Annotated in this window: 13 protein-coding genes and 3 pseudogenes; 7 read left to right on the top strand and 9 right to left on the bottom strand. The window is 54.4% G+C overall.

The window, feature by feature from the left end; all coding sequences use genetic code 11:
• Positions 1-46: 46 nt before the first annotated feature.
• From CBE74_RS23835 to CBE74_RS23845, 3 genes are all read right to left on the bottom strand, one after another.
• Positions 47-766 carry a glycerophosphodiester phosphodiesterase gene (locus CBE74_RS23835; RefSeq protein WP_087454712.1) on the bottom strand — a complete coding sequence of 240 codons (720 nt, stop codon included), beginning with the start codon at positions 764-766 and terminating at the stop codon, positions 47-49.
• Between the two features lie 129 nt (positions 767-895).
• Positions 896-2,110: a NupC/NupG family nucleoside CNT transporter gene (locus CBE74_RS23840; RefSeq protein WP_087454713.1), complete on the bottom strand. Its 1,215-nt coding sequence runs from the start codon at positions 2,108-2,110 to the stop codon at positions 896-898.
• A gap of 11 nt (positions 2,111-2,121) precedes the next feature.
• Positions 2,122-2,592, bottom strand: a complete 471-nt coding sequence (locus CBE74_RS23845; protein WP_087454714.1) for a cytidine deaminase — start codon at positions 2,590-2,592, stop codon at positions 2,122-2,124.
• A gap of 196 nt (positions 2,593-2,788) precedes the next feature.
• Here CBE74_RS23845 and CBE74_RS23850 point away from each other — a divergent pair, with 196 nt between their 5' ends.
• On the top strand, positions 2,789-4,075 hold the full coding sequence (locus tag CBE74_RS23850) for a thymidine phosphorylase (RefSeq protein WP_171483279.1): 1,287 nt from the start codon (positions 2,789-2,791) through the stop codon (positions 4,073-4,075).
• A 144-nt stretch (positions 4,076-4,219) separates the two neighbouring features.
• On the opposite strand, the gene CBE74_RS23855 is transcribed toward CBE74_RS23850, so the two are convergent.
• Complete coding sequence (locus tag CBE74_RS23855) at positions 4,220-5,170, bottom strand: L-lactate dehydrogenase (RefSeq protein ID WP_087454715.1); 951 nt, start codon at positions 5,168-5,170, stop codon at positions 4,220-4,222.
• Positions 5,171-5,446: 276 nt separating this feature from the next.
• Positions 5,447-6,121 carry a peptide-methionine (S)-S-oxide reductase MsrA gene (gene msrA / locus CBE74_RS23860; RefSeq protein WP_087454716.1) on the bottom strand — a complete coding sequence of 225 codons (675 nt, stop codon included), beginning with the start codon at positions 6,119-6,121 and terminating at the stop codon, positions 5,447-5,449.
• A 381-nt stretch (positions 6,122-6,502) separates the two neighbouring features.
• Here msrA and CBE74_RS23865 point away from each other — a divergent pair, with 381 nt between their 5' ends.
• Positions 6,503-7,105: a superoxide dismutase gene (locus CBE74_RS23865; protein ID WP_087454717.1), complete on the top strand. Its 603-nt coding sequence runs from the start codon at positions 6,503-6,505 to the stop codon at positions 7,103-7,105.
• 334 nt (positions 7,106-7,439) lie between these two features.
• A complete protein-coding gene (locus CBE74_RS23870; RefSeq protein WP_087454718.1) occupies positions 7,440-8,024 on the top strand; it encodes an NADPH-dependent FMN reductase in 585 nt (194 codons plus the stop codon).
• Here the strand turns inward: CBE74_RS23870 and CBE74_RS23875 are convergent.
• Positions 7,999-8,958 (bottom strand): LysR family transcriptional regulator, encoded by a 960-nt coding sequence (locus CBE74_RS23875; protein ID WP_171487375.1) that lies wholly within the window; start codon positions 8,956-8,958, stop codon positions 7,999-8,001. The genes CBE74_RS23870 and CBE74_RS23875 overlap by 26 nt on opposite strands.
• A gap of 56 nt (positions 8,959-9,014) precedes the next feature.
• Here CBE74_RS23875 and CBE74_RS23880 point away from each other — a divergent pair, with 56 nt between their 5' ends.
• The 3 genes and pseudogenes from CBE74_RS23880 (at position 9,015) to CBE74_RS23890 (ending at position 12,477) form a co-directional block, all read left to right on the top strand.
• Positions 9,015-10,220: an MFS transporter gene (locus tag CBE74_RS23880; protein WP_087454719.1), complete on the top strand. Its 1,206-nt coding sequence runs from the start codon at positions 9,015-9,017 to the stop codon at positions 10,218-10,220.
• A gap of 493 nt (positions 10,221-10,713) precedes the next feature.
• Positions 10,714-12,153: pseudogene (locus CBE74_RS23885) on the top strand (DUF2075 domain-containing protein).
• Between the two features lie 7 nt (positions 12,154-12,160).
• Positions 12,161-12,477, top strand: a pseudogene (locus CBE74_RS23890) (nucleotide pyrophosphohydrolase).
• On the opposite strand, the gene CBE74_RS23895 reads toward CBE74_RS23890, so the two are convergent.
• The gene (locus tag CBE74_RS23895) at positions 12,458-12,658 is read right to left on the bottom strand and encodes a hypothetical protein (protein WP_263121318.1); all 201 of its coding nucleotides are present in this window, start codon (positions 12,656-12,658) and stop codon (positions 12,458-12,460) included. The pseudogene CBE74_RS23890 and the gene CBE74_RS23895 overlap by 20 nt on opposite strands.
• Before the next feature lie 230 nt (positions 12,659-12,888).
• Between CBE74_RS23895 and CBE74_RS23900 the strand changes: the two genes are divergently transcribed.
• The gene (locus tag CBE74_RS23900; protein WP_225870168.1) at positions 12,889-13,365 is read left to right on the top strand and encodes a hypothetical protein; all 477 of its coding nucleotides are present in this window, start codon (positions 12,889-12,891) and stop codon (positions 13,363-13,365) included.
• A gap of 94 nt (positions 13,366-13,459) precedes the next feature.
• Here the strand turns inward: CBE74_RS23900 and CBE74_RS23905 are convergent, their stop codons facing one another.
• On the bottom strand, positions 13,460-14,830 hold the full coding sequence (locus CBE74_RS23905) for a glycosyltransferase 87 family protein (RefSeq protein WP_087454952.1): 1,371 nt from the start codon (positions 14,828-14,830) through the stop codon (positions 13,460-13,462).
• A 43-nt stretch (positions 14,831-14,873) separates the two neighbouring features.
• Positions 14,874-16,427: pseudogene (locus CBE74_RS23910) on the bottom strand (TM0106 family RecB-like putative nuclease).
• Positions 16,428-16,589 lie beyond the last annotated feature (162 nt).

Consider the following 16,589-nt stretch of genomic DNA (forward strand, 5'->3'; position numbering starts at 1 on the left):
TAGTAAGTCCTCAACACCGCCTCAGGGTTTCTTCACCTTGAGACGCTTATCCGCCACGCACTACCTCAAGAGCAATATCGGGGTAATCGGTAGCGATCATATCGACGCCATGCTCAAGCGCCCATCGCATATCCTCACGCTCATTCACAGTCCATATATATGTCCTCTGGCCTTTCCTCCCGACCAATCCCGGACGCAACTTCGCATGAGCGATGGAGAGTCCCCGAGCTGTCGGGTGCGACGGCGCAACATCCAAAGGGTTGTAGCGAGCCTCCCATTCCCTCCGCAGATAAATCGCGTCAATGCCCGGAACCAGCCGACGTATCCTGCTTATCGACGCATGTGAGAAGGAAATAAGGTGAATCCGCGGGTCTGCGAGCAGCCCCCGGTAGCGCAAGCGCATGGCGATGCTTTCCTCTAGCATCGCGCCGTAGCGCAGCGGGTGTTTAGTCTCCACATAAAGGTGTTTGTCTGGGTAGGCGAGCACAATGTCCAGAAGCTCATCAAGAGTAAGAATGCGCTGCGGATTCTCACTGGTCCCGATGTTGGCATGACGCAACTGTTGCAGGGTGGCAGTAGATACCTGCGTCTTCTCACCGGCGGTGCGCAACAAAGTTCGATCATGGTGGCAGACCACGTGTCCGTCGCTCGTTAAACGGACATCGCATTCAACTCCATGAATGGGAAGCTCCAGCGCCTTTTCAAAGGCCTGGGCAGTCATCTCAGGATACGCCGATCTAAAGCCTCGATGGGCGATAATCTGCACGTCACACCCCTATTCTCATACCTTGTTCTGTGGTACTTCCTTTCTTTCCTTAGACTACCTTGCACAAAGCCGGGCCCTTCCTAAGAAGAGACCCGGCTCACGTGCCTACTCAAACCCACAGCACCTTATTTACATAGCGACCACACCAACAATTGCCGCGTTGAGCATGTTGGTAGCAAAACCAGTGATGAGGGCTAGTGGAGCAAGCTTGGCGACTTCACCACGACGCTCCGGAACAAGACCTCCGAGTGCACCGATCTGAATTGCGATGGAGCCGATATTGGCAAAGCCTGCGAGGGCGAAAGTACTGACCATGATGGACTTCGGCGACAGGTTCTCCAGGTTGGCACCAAAGCTGGTGTAGCCCACAAACTCGTTAATAATGGTCTTCTCGCCGATGAAGGATCCCACGAGATGGGCTTCGCTCCAAGGTGCACCGATAAGCCACGCAACAGGAGAGAACAGCACGCCAAAGAGCCCTTCCAAGGACCATCCCTCTTGATCAAAGAGACTGCCGATGCCACCCAAGATCGCAGAAAGCATAGAAATCATCGCGATGAAGGCAATGAGCAAGCAGCCCACAGCAACGGCGATCTGGCCACCACTCATGGCACCACGACCGATGGCGTCGACAACGTTTTTGCTCTCAGTATCGCGTACATCGCGGACACTAGTATCAAGAGTCGATTTCTCTGTTTCCGGCATGAAGGCCTTAGCCACAAGAATAGAACCCGGCGCGTTCATCACACTGGCTGCGAGGAGGTACTCCAGCGGGGCACCAAGCAAGGAATAACCGATGAGGGTCGAACCCGCTACGGAGGCGAAACCACCCGTCATACAGGTAAACAGCTCGGAGCGAGTGAGCTTTTTCAGGTACGGCTGAATCACCAAAGGCGCCTCGGATTGGCCCAAGAAAATCACCGTCGCCGCCCATACCGATTCCACCTTGGACGTTCCCAACAGCCACTTTAATGCGCCGCCGACGATGTCCACGAAGAATTGGATCACTCGGAAGTAGTACAAAGCGCCGATGATAGCACCAAGGAAGATGATCACCGGCAGCACGTTGAGAGCAAAAACAAAGGAGTTCTCAGTACTAAAGAGCGATCCGAAGACAAAGGATGTGCCCTCGTTGGTAAAGTCGGTGAGCTTCTGCAGCCCTTTGGATACCGACTTCATTGCATTAAAGCCCACACTCCACTTGAGAACGAGCAGTGACAGCAGAACTTGCAATGCCAGGCCTACCCCGAGGGTCCGCCAGTTGATCTGTTTGCGTGCGCGGGAAAAGAGAATGAGCAATCCTAGGATCGCTACGATTCCTAAAAGTCCCTGAAGCCTTTCCATTATGTGTCCCCTTATAGAGATTCTGGGCCGAAGGAATGCGGAAGAATTGTGGCAAAGTCAACGCTGAGGGAATTGTCACCGTCTTCCACGATGACGCGCTGACAATTGAACTCGCGGAGAACCTGGCGGCACGCGCCACAGGGCCAGCACGGCTCCCCGGCTTTACCGACGATGGCCACCGCCTCAATGCGGAATGGAACTTCATCGCCCGAGCGCGGCTGTCCCCCTACAATTGCGCCACCAATTCCGTTACGCTCAGCACAAATGGTTAATCCATAGGATGCGTTTTCAAAGTTGCATCCGTGGATGAGGCGGCCGTCGTCAAGCAAAAGTGCCGCGCCGACCGGAAAATGTGAATACGGCGAGTAGGAACGTTGGGCAGCAATTCGGGCTTCCGCAAGGAGCTTGTCGTCGGTCCACGTTGCACCGGTTCCCGAGGTCGCGCAGGCGGTCTGACCAGTGGTTGTAGCCTCGGTGGTCATGTCACCACATCCTTTTACATTTGTGCTTTTAACCCTTGACATTCGTGCTACCAGTGATGATAATCAAGAATGTCAAATCGCACAATAGGTTAAGAGAAGTGTTCCACAGCATAATGTGAGTACTCTGGGGGTACTCTAGCCGAGTTGCCATCTAACACTTCCTAAGCCTTAACAGCTCCAATGGAAGGTGATTACCGTGGCCGAGAAGTTCGACGCCGTAGACGTCATCCGCACAAAGCGGGATAAAGGAAAGCTGAGCAAGGGGCAAATCGACTGGATCATCGATGCCTACACTCGCGGTATCGTCGGCGACGACCAAATGGCCGCCCTCAACATGGCAATATTCCTCAACGGTATGGATCGAGAAGAAATCGTCCAGTGGACCCAAGCCATGATCGACTCCGGCGAGACCATGAGCTTTGCCAGCCTTTCCCGCCCCACCACAGACAAGCACTCCACCGGCGGCGTTGGCGATAAAATCACCCTCCCCCTCGCGCCACTCGTTGCCAGCTACGGCGTTGCCGTGCCGCAGCTCTCGGGCAGAGGACTAGGGCACACCGGCGGAACCCTAGACAAGCTAGAAACCATCCCCGGCTGGGAAGCCGACATAGATAACGCCCGCATGATGAAGATCCTGGAAGACCCCGGCTGCGTCGTATGCGCCGCGGGAGCAGGCTTAGCACCTGCAGACAAGAAGATCTATGCACTGCGCGACATCACCGCTACCGTCGACTGCATCCCACTGATCGCCAGCTCCATCATGAGTAAAAAGATCGCCGAAGGAACCGCAAACCTTGTCCTCGACGTCAAAGTCGGTTCCGGTGCCTTTATGAAGGAACTTGACCAGGCCCGCGAGCTCGCCCGAACCATGGTTGACCTCGGACGCGACGCCGGAACCAACATGGTCGCACTCCTCACCGACATGTCCGTCCCGCTAGGCCGCACCATCGGCAACGCCCTGGAAGTTCGCGAGTCCGTAGAAGTCCTCGCAGGTGGCGGACCTTCCGACGTCATAGAGCTCACCTGCGCCCTTGCAACAGAAATGCTTGAGCTCGCCGGTATCCACGACCCCGACGTGCATGAAGCGCTTGCCGACGGCCGCGCGATGGATTCCTGGAAGAAGATGATCCGTGCACAGGGCGGCGACCCCGACGCTGCCCTCCCCACCGCACGCCACACCCACGAGATCACCGCCGACCGCAACGGCTACCTCACGGAAATGGATGCCCTCGCACTAGGTGTAGCCAGCTGGCGACTTGGTGCAGGACGCGCCCGCAAGGAAGACCCAGTCCAGCTCGGCGCTGGCATCGAGATTCATGCAGGACTCGGCGAGAAGGTAACAAAGGGCCAAAAACTCTTCACCCTCCACACCGATGATGAAGATCGCTTCGACCGCGCCCTAGAATCTCTCGAACCCGGCGTAAAGATCGGCGACGAGGCCCCGGCCACACGCACCTCGGTCATTCTCGACCGAATCAGCTAGCCTGTTCGGCGCGGCGAAAGCTGCGGCGAACTCAGCCAAACACGCACTAAACCTGCATTTCCATAGACATTGCGCCCGCAATCATGCCCACACCGCATGATTGTCTATGGAAATGCAGGTTTTTAGCTCCCAAAGCTGATCAGCTTAAGCCGGGAAGAACTGCCCCTGAATGTCACGCAAGGTATCTGCTGAGTGAGTGAATCGCTCCATCTCATGGTCAGTGAGCTCAAGCTCCACCACTCGGTTGATACCACCACGATTAATCACAGCCGGCGTGCCAATATAGATATTCTCCTGCCCATATTCGCCCTGTAGGAGAGCCGACACAGGCAACGCAACCTCCTGGTTATGGATTACTGCGCGCGTAATACGGGCGAGCCCCATGCCAATGCCATAAGAGGTGGAGCCTTTGGCGTCGATAATGGCGTAAGCGGCGTCGCGGGTTTCCTCGAAGATCTTCTCTAGTTCGGCATCCAAACCGGGGTTTTTCTCCAGCTGGCGGCGCATGGATACACCCGCAACGGTGGCCGAAGAAAGAACCGGAAGCTCTGTATCGCCGTGCTCGCCGATGATATACGCGTGGATCGAGCTGGGTGCGACTTCATAGCGCTCACCAAGCATGTAGCGGAAGCGTGCGGAGTCGAGGACCGTGCCCGAGCCGATCACGCGATGCCAATCCAGCCCCGAATACTTCCACGCAGCATAAGCAAGGATGTCCACGGGGTTAGATGCCACAAGAAGGATGCCATCGAAGTTATTGGCCATGATCTCGTCGACGATGGACTTCATGATCTTCATGTTCTTGTCCACGAGCTGCAGGCGGGTTTCACCGGGCTTCTGCGCAGCCCCCGCGCAGATCACGACCATGGCCGCATCTTCGCAGTCCGCATAGGTGCCCTTGGTAACCCTGGTGCGAGAGGAAGCCCACACAACACCATGGTTGAGGTCCATGACGTTGCCTTCGAGCTTCTTTTCATCAATATCAATAATGGCCAGATGATCGACGGTTCCCTGGTTAACCAACGCATACGCATAGGCGACTCCCACATCACCTGCACCGATGAGCACGACCTTGTTTCCGACGATATCCTTCATGGCTACCTTCCTTAGCGCCCCCGCCAGAGGCGAATCTTGTGAGTTTCTCTAGCCTTCCATTGCCAATTATGCCCGATATTGTGGGATCATGCCCGATGTGATACTTATTTCACACTATTGAATTCCGTTCGGGTTCCGTTTTCACCCATTTTCATCGAGCTTTGCAGCCCCTACCCTAACAAGCTTCTCGACGCCCCTCCAGATCCAACGCCTCCACAGCAAAAGCCACCCCGACGTCATTCATTATCGGGGTGGCGGCAAAGCGAAACTCAGGATTTAAGCGCCGGGAATCCCACAGGCAAGACCCGTGGAATGATGCGGGCAATAGCCTGCCGGATTTTTGTACAGATACTGCTGATGCTCGTCTTCAGCCCTGTAGTACGTGCCGGCGGGAGTGTCTGCAAGCGGGAGAATCTCTGTGGTGATGCGCCCGTGTCCGGCGTCGGCAAGCTTGCGGGCGTAATGCTCTGCAATCTCCCGGGCACGCGCGGCCTGTGCGGTAGCGTTGGGCCCAGCTGTATAGATAGCAGACCGATACTGCGTTCCCACGTCATTCCCCTGGCGATAACCCTGCGTGGGGTCGTGTGCTTCCATTGCTTTGACCACGAGCTCGTCAAAGCTCACTACGGCTGGATCATAAACAATTTCCACGATCTCGGTGTGGTTGGTGCGCCCGCTGCACACCTCACGGTAGGTGGGGTTCGGGGTAATGCCGCCGGCAAAGCCTACAGACGTGGACTCAACCCCTGCGGTCTCCCAGAACATTTTCTCCGCGCCCCAGTAGCAGCCAATGCCCACATAAAGTACTTCTTGCCCCTCTTTCCACGGGCCAGTAATGGGGGTGCGCAATACCGCATGCGGGCGCGGGTGCGACAGCACTGGCTGCGATCCACCCTTGAGCGCCTCGTTATCAGCAACCATCTTCGGTGCGGAACCAAACAACCAACCCATCTTCTTCTCCATTCCTTCTGTATGTACGCCGTTACATGCATGCACACCGCGCAGACCATGCCGCCTTGAACGGCATCCTTCCTGACTGTGCGGTTATTTATTTATACGGTGCACAACCCCGAGTCGGATTGTTTTATTTCCCACCATGAAGTTTTTGGCCAGGCTTCCACGCCTCCTAGCCACACCCCACTCGCACCCTATCCGCACACCCGCGGTGTTCACCCGTGGCAAACTTATTGGAATTTCAATAGATTAACGTTGCGATAATCCAGGTTTGTCCTATCATGGGGTCAAGTCGTCTCACGCGCATGACCAAGTTTCTTTGGTCCGATCACACCTCGAAGTGCGCGTGGCGCTCACCTCAACGAAAGGACCACGGCAATGGCTAAGTATGAACTGCCCGAACTTGATTACGCTTACGATGCTCTCGAGCCTCACATCGCTGCCGAGATCATGGAGCTACATCACTCCAAGCACCACGCAAACTACGTAAACGGTGCTAACACAGCCCTGGAGAAGCTTGCCGACGCCCGCGGTAACGGCTACATCGGCGTCGCCGTTACCGCCCTTACCAAGGACCTCGCCTTTAACCTCGGCGGCCACACCAACCACTCCATCTTCTGGAAGAACCTCTCCCCGAATGGTGGCGGCGAGCCAACCGGCGCACTCGCAGAGGCAATCAGCGCTGAATTCGGTTCCTTTGACAAGTTCAAGGAGCACTTCTCCGCAGCAGCTCTCGGCCTGCAGGGCTCCGGCTGGGCAGTGCTTGGCTACGACCACGTTGGCGAGCGCCTAGTCATCGAGCAGCTTACCGACCAGCAGGGCAACATCTCCGCTAACCTCACCCCACTGCTCATGCTCGACATGTGGGAGCACGCTTTCTATCTGCAGTACAAGAACGTCAAGGCTGACTACGTTAAGGCAGTATGGAACGTCTTCAACTGGGAGGATGTTGCAGCACGTTACGAGGCCGCAACTAAGTAACCCACCAGTGCAGCAATGCACAGGCAACCGTCTTCACGCTTCTGCCAGCACAAAAACGTGAAGACGGTATACAACATCGCCGTCGCGATGCCTAGCACCTAGGCATGAGCCACACCGCTCGCCTAGGTGCTAGGCATATCTCAACTAAGGAATAGACCAGACAACTTTGAGCGCTACGAGCCTCCTCAATCTGCTTGGCGGAACATGAAAAGAGTGGAAAGAACTAAGTCAATGGAACACTATTATTCAATGGCTTGAACTTGAAGATACTACGCGCATAGACTCGCTGCAAGTATTATTTTTAGTTTTTCTATCCGGGAGATTTTATACCAACATGTCTACCGCATCAACCAAGGTCAGCGTCCTCGTCGGCAGCCTCCGCGAAGGCTCTTTTGCCCGCAAGATCGCACTCAACGCCATCGAGATGCTCCCCAGCGACTGGGATTCCAGCATCCTAGAAATCCGTGATCTACCGCTCTATGATGCCGACTACGACGACCCAGCCATGGCTTCCAAGCCCCTGCCAGAGACCTACACAATCTTCCGGGAAGAGCTCAAAGCCTCCGACGCAGTCCTCTTTGTCACCGCAGAAAACAATCGCACGATCCCCGCCTGCCTCAAAAACGCCATTGACGTCGGATCCAAGCCCAATAGCGACGTTGCCTGGACGGGCCTACCAGGTGGAATCATTAGCCATTCGGTCGGACGCATGGGCGGCTACAGCTCTCACAAGAACCTCCGCCTCGCGCTTTCATACTTTGCAATGCCGCTCACCGGCCAGCCAGAGGCATTCATCGGCCAGTCCAATACGCTTATCGACGACAACGGCGCCATCTCCAACGAAGACACCCGCGCGTTCATCCAGCGCTACCTTGACACCTTTGTGGAACTAGTTAAGACAAACCCGCGTAAGCGCTAGCCACAAGCGCGGGACTGCGGTCGAGGATAAACGTGCGGAATTGCTCGACCGCAGGCGCTGGCTGCGATTCTTTCCGCCACACCATGCCAAGCTCCCGCTTGGCCACCGGAGTGAGGGGACGCAACACCACATTCTTGGGCACCAGGTAGGGGTCGTCTAGAGGCACCAGACCAACTCCCAATCCCGCCCCAACCAGGCCTATCACCGTAGTAAGCTCCATCGACTCAAAAACTAACCGTGGCGTAAAACCGGCACGGTGGGCGAGGTCGTCGAGAAGCATACGAGTACCAAATCCCGGCAGCATTCCCACAAAGGGAACATCGCGAGCTTCCTCCAGCCTGATGGGTGAGTTCTTCCTTGCGAGTGGATGGTCGAGCGGGATTGCGAGAGCCAAGCGCTGCGAAAAGAGAGGTGCCCAACCAGAGGGAGCGTCGAAAAGCTTAGGGCGTGGGGCTATAAGGGCAAGATCAGATTCTCCGGAAAGTACGCGGCTCGTGAGGTCCTGCGCTGCACCTTGGTGCAGCTGAAAGTCCACGTGCGGGTGTTCCGCCCGGTAGGCGCGAAGAAAATCTGGCACCATCCAGGTACCCAAGGAATGCATGAAATCGAGGCGCACCGTACCATGCTCCGGATCCAGCAATCTCTGCACCTCTTTACGCGCATTCACAAGTTCTTGATCCGCCCGGCGCGCGTGCAGCAAAACCACGCGGCCTCGCATATTGAGTTCAATACCCCTGCCATTGCGTTCAAAAAGCGTGCCACCAAAAGCTCGTTCTACGCGGGCGATCCTGCGTGAAAGGGTGGGTTGCGACATCCCAAGCGAATCAGCCACCGCGCTCACATGACCCATGTCTGCAACGGCAATGAAGCTGCGAAGATCCTCACTATTTATGTTCACAGAGACCTCACCGTTCAAATCATGTACATAATGCATGAATTCTGCTTATTTTTTCATTTTACACATATTCAGAGGTGAGCAACCATAGATGTATGCCTTTGTCAGAGCCATCGCAAGCATCCGGACCGGAAGGGCTGCGTCAAGGTAGCACTGATTACCGACGCGCCGTAGTCGCCTCCCTAGCTGCAGGCCTTGCTACCTTCAATGCCTTGTATTGCACACAAGCTATCCTCCCCAGGCTTGTGACAAGCTTTGATGTCAATCCCACAACAGCAGCACTCACCATCTCTGCAACAACAGGGGCCCTAGCGATCTGTATAGTTCCTGCTTCCATCCTCTCGGAACGGTTCGGGCGTAGCCGGGTTCTCGTCATCTCTGCACTTTTAGCCACCACGCTGGGCTTGTGTCTTCCACTAGCGTCCTCTATGTGGGTTCTTATTGTCCTCCGCGCGCTCCAGGGCGTTTTCATTGCCGGAGTCCCAGCAGTGGCAATGACTTGGCTCAGCGAAGAGATTCATCCCGAAGACCTAGCCAAGGCCATGGGAATTTATATCGCAGGCAACACAGTAGGAGGCCTCTCAGGCAGGCTGATCCCCGCACTTTTCCTTGAAGTCACCACATGGCAATGGGCCTTGTTTGCTACAACCCTATGCGCTTTCACCATGGCGATAACCATGGCAATCATGCTGCCCAAACAGCGCCGATTCCAACCACGAACGTTGAGCATTAAAAACGAAAGCTCAGCGATGCTCATCCACTGGGCCACGCCATCCCTGGCGCTTTTATTCGCCACTGCTTTTATCAGCCTCGGCGTTTCCGTGTCGGTGTATAACTACATCGGATTCCGCATGATCCACACATTCAGGTTTTCCGAGGCCTTGGTGGGCGTTGTATTCCTCATGTATCTGGCGGGGACGTGGAGTTCCGCTCGCGCAGGAGCATGGACCAGACGACGCGGTCAGGGAATGATGTACGGTGCCCTTGCCATGCTTCTGGGTCTGATCCTCATGCTCTGGGATTTCCTCGCGCTCACGCTTATAGGATTGTTCGTCTTCACAGCAGCGTTCTTCCTCATCCATTCCATCGCATCCGGCTGGGTGGGATTAATAGCCACATCGCACCGAGCTGCGGGTGCAAGCATGTATCTACTCAGCTATTACGTTGGATCGTCCGTCGTGGGATGGATGTCCGGATACGCTTTTGATTCACTGAGTTGGCATGGGTTTATCGGTTGGCTCAGCCTGTGGACCTTAGCACTTTTAGGCATAGCAGTTGCTTTACGACGCTTCGCGGTCTGAAGCATCCCCGCCGCTGAGGAGAAGGGCAGGTGGGAGAATTGTTACGATAGATAAATATTCCCGTGCACTAAAAGCACTAACTGTTGCATCAGTGGCTAAGGAGACCTAGGTGAGAATGCAAAAACCTGAGATCGCAAAGGTCCCTTACGCCGAGGACGAACTGACGCTTTTTATTAATAACCTCCGGAATCAAGACACCCCTGCAGGTGCTGCACGCGCGACTTTTCTCTTGGATTACCCAACTGTCTACATAATTCACGACAAATCTACGAATTCTAGTGCTAAACCAAGCTCCTACAGCGTTTATGTTGGGGAAACCACCGATATTCATCGCCGTACACTCCAACATGTCAAAAAAGGACTTCAAAAACGTCCCGATTGGCAGCATTTCGCTGATTCAAACACCGCAGAAATGTACGTAGTTGGTCATCCTTTATTTAATAAGTCTTTAACCTTAGATATTGAACATCGACTAATTCACTACATGTTGTCAATGGACACTGTAAGTACAGTGCTTAACAGCCGAGGCAACCAACAAAATAAGTACTACACCCAGGAACACTTTGATCAGGTCTTCACCAAAATATGGAAAGGCCTTCGGACGCATGATAGTGTCTTTTTCCCCACAGAAAAGGTCATCAAAGATTCTGCACTGTTTAAAGCTTCACCATTTCATAAACTAACTCGCGAGCAGATTGAGGCGAAAAAAGAAGTTCTCCACGTTATCGAAGATGCTCTACGTTCTGATGCCACCGGACAACTTATTAGAATTCACGGCGAAGCTGGGTCGGGGAAAACTGTACTTCTCAACAGCCTTTTCTATGAACTAACGCAGGGAAAGACCTCTGCTTCAGACCCTGGTGATGCTTTTATCGACCCCATGGACTACCAACCTTGGAATGCCTTTTTATTGGTTAACCACATCGAACAGCTCACTGTTTACCAGCAAATTGCACAAAAACTAATGATTGTCCCACGTGGGGATAAACGTATTAGTCGGCCTACAACGTTCATCAACAACAATTCACCGGAAAAAGCTAGCGACATCGACGTCGTCTTGATCGACGAAGCTCACCTTTTGTGGACTCAGGGAAAACAATCTTACCGAGGAAAAAATCAACTACTCGACATCCTCGAAAGAGCCCGGGTGGTTGTGGCAATCTTTGACGAAAAACAAATTCTACAAACCAATCAGTATTGGGAAAACCATGCTATCGAAGAATTAGAGAAACGCACGACTAAAAACCATCCATCTCAAAAACCAAATGCGCATCGATGCGGATGCAGGAACAGTATCTTGGATCCGCAGCATCATCGACGACGGTATCATCGGCGATATTTCACTAAATGAAAACAACCGCGATTCTAAAAATTACGAGATCAAGATTTTTGATTCTCCTACCGCCTTGCACACTGAGGTCAAGGCTAAAGCGTCTTCAGTAGAACAAGGACTATCACGTCTTATCGCGACTTTTGACTGGAAATACTCCAGTACCGCACCCACCGATGGCTCCCCTACGTGGAATGTAACCATCGGTGATTTCTCCATCCCTTGGAACTTAGAGACGAATCGAAGCCTTACGCCTTCGCAGAAACGTAGATACTCGCATCAGGCATGGGCTGAACGTGACTACACAGTCGATGAAATAGGCTCACGTTCACTATTCAAGGATTCGACCTCAACTACGCTGGGGTTATCCTTGGTCCTTCTGTGATTTACAGAGATGGAAAGATTCGTTTTGGTCCTTCTAAGAGCGCAAATAAAAATGCCACTAACAAACGCACCACGTTGAACAAAGAAAAAATTGATTTAGGCGCCCAACTAATCCGTAACGAGTTGAATGTTTTACTCACACGCGGGATTCATGGTCTCTATGTTTCTGCAAAAGTCAACAGCTCATATGGCACCTCTCATGCGCTACCTAAGCGATAATTGATTCATGTCTACTCAGGATGAAACATTACGAGCCTTATTGTCTTTCCGTGAGGAACGAAACTGGGCGCAGTTCCACCGTCCAGCCAACCTGGCTAAATCAGTAGCTATTGAGGCTGGTGAACTCTTGGAATGTTTCCAGTGGGATGATGAGGTCACATCAATGCTGTGCGCGATGAATTAGCCGATGTTCTCTCTTATGCGTATCTTCTCGCGCACGAACTTGGGTCGAACCCGCATGACCTCATAATCAATAAGATGAAACAAACAGCAATCAAATATCCTGCAGCCCAAACACACCCCGCTAAAAAGAATACGACGTAAAAAGCACGTAGGAGTCACCGAATAGGTGTTGGGCAAGGTTCCAGCGCATAGGTGCACCGTCGTAGCGCGGTGCAGCAAGACCCACATCAACCATGCGAGTACCGCAAAAACGAGGAGGCTTGCTAAAGCCCACAAGGCGGTGTGAATCTCCAGCTGTGTGAACGATACGGGCCACCCCCACATACATGAGCCCATCGAAATGACTGCTATCGTGGCACAAACTACGACTACCGAGTCGTTCATTGCGATCCGAATTTCAGACACGTATGTATCCCCAGGTATTACGCATGCGATAACTAGAAAAGCATGCCTAGGGTACGCAGATTTCGTATACGAAGCAGGCAGAAAAGTGGAAAATAACTAACTTTCCATAAACTCACGCTTTGAGTTCACTACCGCCGAAAGAGACTCATGAACACGACCTCCCGCAGTACTCGCGTATCCCTAGCATTACTGTGCATTGGAAACCTCCCAGTGCTGACCGCGTGTGGGAACCTCATAAACATCAAACAGGTAGGCTCCGCCGCTATAGTTCAAGAACCTGACGGGGAGGTCTCTCTTGCTGTACAAACCTGCGGCTCTTCCGTGCTAAGCATACAATCATCAGATTTGAATGCAGCTGAAGAATCCCAGTCCCTAGACGAGGTGATCTTTGAGGAACCCAAAAGCGGAAGATTTAACGTCCCACTCCCCCAACTTCGCGATGCATTAAATAGTGCCCAGTCTCGCGATGTCTATCTCCTCATCGACGTCTGCGTTAAGCGCAGCTGGAAAGATTCCCTCCCGTTTACTGCCGATCCTTACGTCCCTCCAGTACAACTTCATTCTGCAGATTTTGGCAGTTTCACCCCCAGGAACGCTGGTCAAATCCTCCGTAAACCCCGATAGCACCGACTACCTAAGAGTTGCTACGACGGCGCAGGAGCTTCGCAAGGCTTGCCAAAAATAGCGTAGTGACAAGACGCGTACGCACACACCCTCACTAAAAAGGATACGACGTAAAAAGCACGTACGCGCTCACCACAGCCCATCCCACAGCCACCGCATATGTGACGTTCCCTAGCGCTTTTCCGGCGGTCATTCCCCATGGCTTGATAAACCAAACGCTCATAGCCACGAGCACGAGGATCGCCATAAGCACGTAGGAATCACCGAATAGGTGTTGGGCGAGGTTCCAGCGCATAGGTGCGCCGTCGTAACGCGGCAGCAGCCAGTGTCCACTGCAGACGGTGATAACAACAGCCCAAACACTGCCAGCCATCAATGGGTAAGCAGCGGCAGACGCTCCCCAGCTGCGGGCGGCCACCACAATAGCCACGGCAACAGCTACGACAACCCACACCCAGTGATGCGACCATGATACTGGGGAGCACAGAAGCGCCAATAGGGAATTGACACAGAGCGCTGCGGCCGTATGATCGCGGCGCAACAAGGCCCACATCAACCATGCGAGTACCGCAAAAACGAGGAGGCTTGCTAAAGCCCACAAGCCGGTGTGCGATTCCTGGCCAAAGAAGCGGGCGATCACGCCCCGGAAGGATTGGTTACTTGGCCAGGTGAGGTCTCCGATCCGGCCTGGGTCGCTCAGGGTCTCAAACCAGTAGGTTGTGGAGGTCTGCGGTGCGATCAGCCACGTGAGGAGGGTGACACCGATACCAGAGGCAACACTCCAAGCTGCGGCTTTGTAGTCCTTTTTCACCAGGAAGTACAGGCCAAAGACCGCAGGTGTCAGTTTGATAGCAGCCGCGATTCCTACCAGGCTGCCGCGTGGGAGTACCGTGCGACGGGCAAGAACATCGATGATAACGAGCAGCATAAGAAGCACATTGAACTGCGCAAACCCAATGGTGTCTCTGACGGGTTCCATGAGAAGTGCGATGCTCAGAATCACTGCGGCAAAGCCGTACACTGATGCCTTGCCCCACTCGGGCATAACGCTGCGCGTTGCCAGAACCACGCACCACCACAGCGCAAGTGCAGACGTTAAGCATAAAATCGTGGCACCAAAATTGACGCTGAGCAGCGTAAAGGGCACGAATACGAGTGCCGCAAAGGGCGGATATGTGAATGGCAGGGAGACGCCACCAACTGAGTAACCGCGGGTGTAGAGGTTATCGCCAGCGAGGAAGGCCTTGGCGCCTTCGCGATATACGTCGAAGTCGATGTGGTACCGGAAGTACGCATCAAAGTTTTGAGGGATGGCTCGGAAAAACAGGATGTCTTTACTGATCAGCCACAGGCCTAGGATAATAACGCTAAGCACTATCGACGTCGCCCAGGTCGAGCGCCGCGCCGACACTCTGGCGAGGGTTGCCGCTAATTGTGGGCCGGAACTGGGCGTTTGTTTACTCACAGCAGCAACAGTATTCAGGGCACCAAATTCAAGGCAAATTCTATTAGCAATCTTCCAGTGCAGGAACACCCGGTGCGCCCTCAGCCAACCAGCGGCGTACGGCAGCTGTGGCACGGCAATCGTCGCCGTTGTAGCTCAGGAGGGTAGCCTGAGCGGCCTCAAGATCGACCCCGGCAACGTCTCCCGTGGCTTCCCGATAAAGATGCACGCTTGTCTCGCCATCGACGTCGTCGGCATCCCAATGGAACCCCGCTGCTGGGGCGACCACTTTGAGTCCTAGCCCTTTGGGGCCAGCCAACTGCTTCTTGACCGCGACAAAAACATCCTGCCATTCGCCGGAAGCAATAAACGCAGAGACCTCGGCTTCGCTAGGAACTCCCTCATAGCGCCCGTGGAAGCGACGCGCGGAGAACCTGAGCCAGTGATTTTCCCCGTGCGAGGAATAGCAAAACACGCCTACGGTTTTACCAGCTGCAATTGCAGCTTCACGACGCTGCTTGAGCCACGCCCACATCCGTGCAAAGGCCTGCGCCTCAGCCTCTCCGCCAAGCCCTTCCCACGTAACAAAGGGTCGATACTCTTCGCCATCGTATGTACCCCACAGGTAGGCCCCTGGTCCAGGTACGCCTCCACATCAATGTCGATCTCTACATCAAAACGCGGGAAAGTTACCTCGGGCGACTTCCGGACTATGTCCACCCCATCCCGCCATGCCCGCGCGAGCTGCGAGGGTGCCCCTAGGTTGGCGTCGGCAAGCCCATTCACAGTAGTAATTCCGCGTTCCCGATAGGAATCACCGCGATCACCAGAAAGGAAAAGGCTGAGGTCATCGGAAGCTTTAAGCTCTTGCTCGCAGAACTCCCAATACCTACAGCTCGCGCATTCTTTCACGCGACGAGCGTGATCCGGGTTCGGAACAACGAGAGCAACATCAAGGCCCTGCTGAAAGAAGTCCGTGTTCAAAAGGAAAACCAGTTCACGGTCCTGCCCAATCAGCCCGGCGCGACTGCTCTCCACTCCGAGGCGATCAAGCGCGCGTGCCGCCAAACCCAAAGCATAGGAATAGGAATCTGAGGCATGGTGTTTGAGCTTAAAGTGGGCGGAGTAGGGAGTTCCCAAGCCCAGACGCGCCGTGGCCATGACCTTGATTGTTTTCTGAGGATGCGGCCTGGCCATCCGGTGGTTAGAGACAAGAACAGGCATATAGGTTCCCTCGGGCCTACGCACGAGCGCATCCAGGCGCACTCGCCACGCCCGCCCGTTGTCTTTCCCCAGGAGGACGGGATTAGTAATGATGGTGGCCTGCGCAGCAAGAGCCTCCAATGTGGCAAACCACGGCGCGTCTGGATCCGCATCGACGGCATCCGCGTCGTCCCTCCCTTGCGGGGGGGATATCAATACGCAGGAAATTCCGGGGATCCCCCATGCTCGGGGCCGTGGGGAAAAAGGCGCGCGCCTCTTCCTTTGCTTGCACACGACGCTCGTACCTGAGCTGGGAATTGTGCGTTGGCGATACACCTGGGTGCCGGCTAGCTTGCACGAGCCGGTAGCGGCAGCCCACCAAGTCAGAAGGCTGCAGGCATATATCGGTGTTCACAAGTACACCAGCCTATTGCACGAGTACGGGTACTGTGGAATTTGACTGGGTTCTGGTGCGGATCACCGGACATGCCGCTACGTAAGCGAGGTATCGTCTCCCGCCTCCCACCGATCCCCTTAGAATCGAGAGACGAGCATACGCACGAGTGAAGGAAACAAC

This window comes from Corynebacterium silvaticum, assembly GCF_002162115.2.
Lineage (GTDB): Bacteria > Actinomycetota > Actinomycetes > Mycobacteriales > Mycobacteriaceae > Corynebacterium > Corynebacterium silvaticum.

Coding starts and splice junctions, on each gene's coding strand:
- CBE74_RS23840 (WP_087454713.1), bottom strand. CDS start 2,110: ATGGAAAGGCTTCAGGGACTTTTAGGAATCGTAGCGATCCTAGGATTG.
- CBE74_RS23845 (WP_087454714.1), bottom strand. CDS start 2,592: ATGACCACCGAGGCTACAACCACTGGTCAGACCGCCTGCGCGACCTCG.
- CBE74_RS23855 (WP_087454715.1), bottom strand. CDS start 5,170: ATGAAGGATATCGTCGGAAACAAGGTCGTGCTCATCGGTGCAGGTGAT.
- msrA (WP_087454716.1), bottom strand. CDS start 6,121: ATGGGTTGGTTGTTTGGTTCCGCACCGAAGATGGTTGCTGATAACGAG.
- CBE74_RS23865 (WP_087454717.1), top strand. CDS start 6,503: ATGGCTAAGTATGAACTGCCCGAACTTGATTACGCTTACGATGCTCTC.
- CBE74_RS23870 (WP_087454718.1), top strand. CDS start 7,440: ATGTCTACCGCATCAACCAAGGTCAGCGTCCTCGTCGGCAGCCTCCGC.
- CBE74_RS23875 (WP_171487375.1), bottom strand. CDS start 8,958: ATGCATTATGTACATGATTTGAACGGTGAGGTCTCTGTGAACATAAAT.
- CBE74_RS23880 (WP_087454719.1), top strand. CDS start 9,015: ATGCCTTTGTCAGAGCCATCGCAAGCATCCGGACCGGAAGGGCTGCGT.
- CBE74_RS23900 (WP_225870168.1), top strand. CDS start 12,889: ATGAACACGACCTCCCGCAGTACTCGCGTATCCCTAGCATTACTGTGC.